6 protein-coding genes and 2 pseudogenes are annotated in these 4689 nt (G+C 56.0%); 3 read left to right on the forward strand and 5 right to left on the reverse strand.

All coding sequences use genetic code 11. The features are described from left to right. From OGY18_RS21045 to OGY18_RS21055, 3 genes and pseudogenes are all read left to right on the forward strand, one after another. A pseudogene (locus OGY18_RS21045) lies at window positions 1–312 on the forward strand (IS1-like element IS1B family transposase); the annotation flags it as partial. A 14-nt stretch (window positions 313–326) separates the two neighbouring features. Next, window positions 327–518: pseudogene (locus OGY18_RS21050) on the forward strand (type II toxin-antitoxin system RelE/ParE family toxin); the annotation flags it as partial. 20 nt (window positions 519–538) lie between these two features. Then, a complete protein-coding gene (locus OGY18_RS21055) occupies window positions 539–880 on the forward strand; it encodes a HigA family addiction module antitoxin (protein ID WP_008786950.1) in 342 nt (113 codons plus the stop codon). 52 nt (window positions 881–932) lie between these two features. Here the strand turns inward: OGY18_RS21055 and phnP are convergent, their stop codons facing one another. Genes phnP through phnL form a run of 5 tightly spaced genes read right to left on the reverse strand, consistent with a single transcriptional unit; the run spans window position 933 to window position 4497 of the window. Continuing rightward, window positions 933–1691 carry a phosphonate metabolism protein PhnP gene (gene phnP / locus OGY18_RS21060; RefSeq protein WP_286554259.1) on the reverse strand — a complete coding sequence of 253 codons (759 nt, stop codon included), beginning with the start codon at window positions 1689–1691 and terminating at the stop codon, window positions 933–935. A gap of 8 nt (window positions 1692–1699) precedes the next feature. After that, on the reverse strand, window positions 1700–2134 hold the full coding sequence (phnO, locus tag OGY18_RS21065; protein WP_126319498.1) for an aminoalkylphosphonate N-acetyltransferase: 435 nt from the start codon (window positions 2132–2134) through the stop codon (window positions 1700–1702). Next, a complete protein-coding gene (phnN, locus tag OGY18_RS21070) occupies window positions 2121–2675 on the reverse strand; it encodes a ribose 1,5-bisphosphokinase (protein ID WP_008786953.1) in 555 nt (184 codons plus the stop codon). The genes phnO and phnN overlap by 14 nt, the downstream gene beginning before the upstream one ends. Before the next feature lie 2 nt (window positions 2676–2677). Further along, window positions 2678–3814 carry an alpha-D-ribose 1-methylphosphonate 5-triphosphate diphosphatase gene (gene phnM, locus OGY18_RS21075; protein WP_191235855.1) on the reverse strand — a complete coding sequence of 379 codons (1137 nt, stop codon included), beginning with the start codon at window positions 3812–3814 and terminating at the stop codon, window positions 2678–2680. Beyond that, a complete protein-coding gene (gene phnL / locus OGY18_RS21080) occupies window positions 3811–4497 on the reverse strand; it encodes a phosphonate C-P lyase system protein PhnL (protein WP_286554262.1) in 687 nt (228 codons plus the stop codon). The genes phnM and phnL overlap by 4 nt, the downstream gene beginning before the upstream one ends. Window positions 4498–4689: the final 192 nt, after the last annotated feature.

The following is a 4689-nucleotide window of genomic DNA, read 5'->3' on the forward strand; positions in this document are numbered from 1 at the left end:
AGGCTCCGGAAGACGGTTGTTGCGCACGTATTCGGTGAACGCACTATGGCGACGCTGGGGCGTCTTATGAGCCTGCTGTCACCCTTTGACGTGGTGATATGGATGACGGATGGCTGGCCGCTGTATGAATCCCGCCTGAAGGGAAAGCTGCACGTAATCAGCAAGCGATATACGCAGCGAATTGAGCGGCATAACCTGAATCTGAGGCAGCACCTGGCACGGCTGGGACGGAAGTCGCTGTCGTTCTCAAAATCGGTGGAGCTGCATGACAAAGTCATCGGGCATTATCTGAACATAAAACACTATCAATAAGTTGGAGTCATTACCGAAAGCTGGATATCATTAATGCGGCTGTTTCGCATCGGGATTTGCGCTCGCCACCCGGTAACAGATATGAAGAGTTAACCGGAAAATTACAGGAATATTCTTCAATCAGAGTAAACAAGCAGTACCGATTAATATTTAAATGGATTAATGGTAAGGCCGAAGATGTGTACTTAGATCCACACATCTATTAGAGAAAACGTAAGGTAACGATATGAAACAGGCATCCAGAAAACCAACGACTGTGGGTGATATCCTGCAATATGAATACCTGGAACCGCTTGATCTGAAAATCAACGATCTGGCTGAAATTCTGCATGTTCACCGCAATACAGTGAGCGCACTGGTCAACAATAATCGCAAATTAACAACGGATATGGCGTTTCGTTTGGCAAAAGCGTTCGATACCTCCGTTGATTTCTGGCGTAACCTACAGGCGGCGGTTGACCTGTGGGAAGTTGAAAATGACATGCGGGCGCAAGAAGAACTGAACCGGATTGTTTCAGTTAAAGATTTTATTGCGCAGCGAGATGTCGGCGCAAAAAAAGTCGCTTAATCATCTGTTTGTAGGCCGGATAAGATGTTTTCATCGCATCCGGCAAATTTCCTTAATCCAGCACAATCTCCATTCCGTCATACCCGGCTTCAAACCCTGCCGGCAGCGGATTTTCCATCATCCACAGGTCGAACTGGTGGCTGATGTGCGTCAGGATCACTCGTGGGCAGCGGATGACGTCGTTCAATGCGATAACGGTGTTTAAATCACAATGATTGCGCGGTGGCTCAGCGCGCGGGGCATGGCTGCAGTCGATGATAATCACCTGAGGCTGGTTATTATGGAGAAACTTCAACGTCTTGTCGGGAAGCCCGGCGGTATCGGAGAGCCACGCCACGCGGCTATGTGCGGTCTCCAGCAGATAACCAAACGTCAGCTTTGAATGGTTGAGCGGTAGCGGCGTTACCTGCAATCCTTGCAGATTAAACACCACAAACGGTGCCACGGTATGGCTAAAATCGAGGATGCCCGGATGCTTAAACAGATCGTCGCAACCCTGTTCATCCGGCGGACCGTACACCGGGATGGTCGTCCCCACGCCCCAACGTAGCGGAAACAATCCCTGTACATGATCCATATGATAATGGGTCAGCAGAAACTGCTGGAAGCTGCCCGCCGGCCAGTCGTCCATCAGATGCGGGATCCCCGCGTCCAGCAGCGTCACCGCATTATTGAACTTGACCACCCCGCTACAAGGGCGTCGACGGTATTGCGCCTGTGAGCGTGCTCGTTGGCAGGCCGCACAGTCGCAGCCAAATGTCGGCACCAGCTGTGCGCCGCCCGTTCCCGTCAGCGTAATGGTCAGACTCATGGCTCCCCCTACAACGGTTTGGTGAAGCGAAAATGGCTCATGGTATAGCCTTCACGCTGGTAAAAACGGTGTGCGTCAAGGCGTTGGGTGCTGGTGGAAAGTTCGGTGACTTCTGCGCCCGCTTCGCGCGCGGTGGCTTCGGCCCAGGCCAGTAACTGACTGCCGACCCTTAACCCTCGTGCCTGTGGCATCACCACCAGTTCCTGAATCTCGCCAATCCAGTTGGCGTGGTGCAGATGAAACTGCAGGTGCAGGCCGATCAAGCCGACGACCTGTCCGTCGAGCAGCGCCAGCTGGTAGTGCATATTGGGATCTTGCAGATTTGCGGCGTAGCCAGCGCTAAAGGCCTGCAGATCGAATTGGCCCTGCTTCAACTCACAGACAAGCGCGTAAACCGCATCGGTATCGTATAGCGTGGCGCGGCGTAATTCACAGACAGACATGTTTCTTCTCCTTGCGTCCCATCAGTGTGAGTAGTGTATCGACAGACTGTAGCAAACTTCCATCGTTGTTCAGGACGTGGCAGTCATACGGGGCGTAGCGGGCTGCGCGCTCAAGACGGGCGGCGATTTCCGTTTCGCTCTCCCGTCCACGAGCCTGCAAGCGCTGGCGTAAAATTGCCGGAGAAACCTGTAAGCAAATGGGGAGTAAAGATGTGCCGTAACGGGCCTGCGCCTGGGGCAGATGTGCACGCGAGCCGTTGACCACCACATCAAAACCGGCGTGTAGCCAGAGGTCAATCTCCACGCCAACGCCGTAGTAGAAGCCATTGGCGTGCCAGCTCAGCGCCAGCAGGTTCTGCCCGGCGCGGGTAAAAAATTCTTGTTCGCTCAGCGCAATATGATTTTCATTCCCGGCGTTGGCGGCGCGGGTGATGTAACGGTGCGCTACCAGCAGTTGCGCCGGTTCCTGCTGGCGGAGTTCGGCCAGCAGACTGTCCTTACCGGAGCCGGATGGCCCCATCAGCCAGATCAGTTTACCCATAGTCAGAATACCCTTTTGCCCTGACGCCAGACGTGATCGATATGGATGTTGCCGCCTTTGCGGTGCGCCAGCACCAGATCCGCGCGTTTGCCTTCGGCAACAACGCCACGATCGTCGAGATTTAATGCCCGTGCCGGATTGCGGGTCACCAGACGAATGGCCTGTGGCAGCGTAAAACGGTTGGCGTCGTCGTCCGCTACGCGAAACGCCGCATCGAGCAGGCTGGCGGGATAGTAGTCGGAGGAGAGAATATCCAAAAGCCCCAGCTCAGCCAGCTTATGCGCCGCTACGTTGCCGGAGTGAGAACCGCCGCGCACGATGTTGGGCGCGCCCATCAGCACGTTCATACCATGCTGGCGCGAGGCTTCAGCCGCTTCGAAGGTGGTAGGAAATTCGGCGATCACGCTGCCAAGCTGGTGCGATTCCAGCACATGATCATGGGTGGCATCATCATGGCTCGCCAGCGCAATCTGGCGCTCACGACACATCTGGGCAATCGCCGTGCGATTAGGCTGTGACCAACGCGCCGCCAGCGCTAACTGTTCTTCTTCATAGCAGGCCATCTGCTCGTCGGTGAGCGAATACTTGCCTTGATAATACTCGCGGTACTTCTCGCGATTGGCGAACTGACGCTGGCCTGGCGAGTGATCCATCAGCGACACCAGCGTTACCGGCTCGCGGCTGACCAGTTTTTCAAACAGCGGCAGGGTAGTGTGATGCGGCAGCTCACAGCGCAGGTGCAGGCGATGCTCGGCGCGATTGACCCCGCGCTTTTGCGTCTCTTCGACCGCATTGATCATCTTCTCCAGATTTTCCAGACGGTCGCCGCCGTCGCGCACATCGCCAATTGCCACCGCGTCCAGTACGGTGGTAATGCCGCTGGCGACCATTAGCGCGTCGTGGCTGCTCATCGCCGAGTGGGCAGGCCAGTCTACCTTTGGGCGCGGGGTGAAAAATTTGTCGAGATTATCGGTATGCAGCTCGATAAGCCCTGGTAGCAGCCAGCCGCCTTCGCCGTCCAGCGCCTCAGGTAGGCTGCTCGGACTTTCTGCAAAGGTGCGAATGACCCCGCCCTCGATTTCCAGCGATCCTTGCACCACTTCATCTTCCAGCACCAGCTTTACATTATTGATAATCATGCTGTTGTTCCCATCAGATGCAGACGATCCGCGACGCGGTCGCGCACGGTTTGATCGTGAAAAATGCCGACAATTGCTGCGCCGCGGGCTTTCGCCTCTTCAATTAATGCGACGACGGCGGCGCTATTTTTGGCGTCCAGCGAGGCGGTAGGCTCATCAAGTAGCAGAATTGGGTAATCGACGATAAACCCGCGAGCGATGTTGACGCGCTGCTGTTCGCCGCCGGAAAAGGTCGACGGCGCCAGGTGCCACAACCGCTCCGGCACGTTCAGGCGGGTAAGCAGGTTAGCTGCTTTGGCTGCACACTCCTCACGGGAGACCCCCAGATCCAGCAGCGGTTGCATCACCACATCCAGCGCGGAAATCCTTGGGATCACGCGCAGGAACTGGCTCACCCAGCCGATGGTTGAACGGCGAACCTCCAGTACTTTGCGCGCCGGGGCCTGCACCAGATCGACCCATTCATCGCTGTGGCGGATGTGGATGCGTCCTTCATCCGGCAGGTAGTTGGCGTACAGCGAACGTAGCAATGTGGATTTGCCGCTGCCCGAGTGACCGTGCAGCACCACGCATTCGCCGTTTTTAACGTCCAGAGTGGCGTTTTGCAGTACCGGCAGACGCACGCCGTTTTGCTGATGCAGGACAAAGGTTTTACTGACATTTTCAACGCGGATCGCGTTCATTTTTAGCCTCTTTAGACATTTGTGCGTTCTATTGCCTGATGGCGCTTCGCTTATCAGGCCTACAACTAATGCCGCTCCGTAGGCCGGATAAGGCATAGCCGCCATCCGGCACAAGCGATGCCGCTCCGTAGGCCGGATAAGGCGTAGCCGCCATCCGGCACAAGCGATGCCGCTCCGTAGGCCGGATAAGGC

Source organism: Citrobacter sp. Cpo142 (assembly GCF_030332425.1).
Lineage (GTDB): Bacteria > Pseudomonadota > Gammaproteobacteria > Enterobacterales > Enterobacteriaceae > Citrobacter > Citrobacter portucalensis.

Coding starts and splice junctions, on each gene's coding strand:
- OGY18_RS21055 (WP_008786950.1), top strand. CDS start 539: ATGAAACAGGCATCCAGAAAACCAACGACTGTGGGTGATATCCTGCAA.
- phnO (WP_126319498.1), bottom strand. CDS start 2,134: ATGTCTGTCTGTGAATTACGCCGCGCCACGCTATACGATACCGATGCG.
- phnN (WP_008786953.1), bottom strand. CDS start 2,675: ATGGGTAAACTGATCTGGCTGATGGGGCCATCCGGCTCCGGTAAGGAC.
- phnM (WP_191235855.1), bottom strand. CDS start 3,814: ATGATTATCAATAATGTAAAGCTGGTGCTGGAAGATGAAGTGGTGCAA.
- phnP (WP_286554259.1), bottom strand. CDS start 1,691: ATGAGTCTGACCATTACGCTGACGGGAACGGGCGGCGCACAGCTGGTG.
- phnL (WP_286554262.1), bottom strand. CDS start 4,497: ATGAACGCGATCCGCGTTGAAAATGTCAGTAAAACCTTTGTCCTGCAT.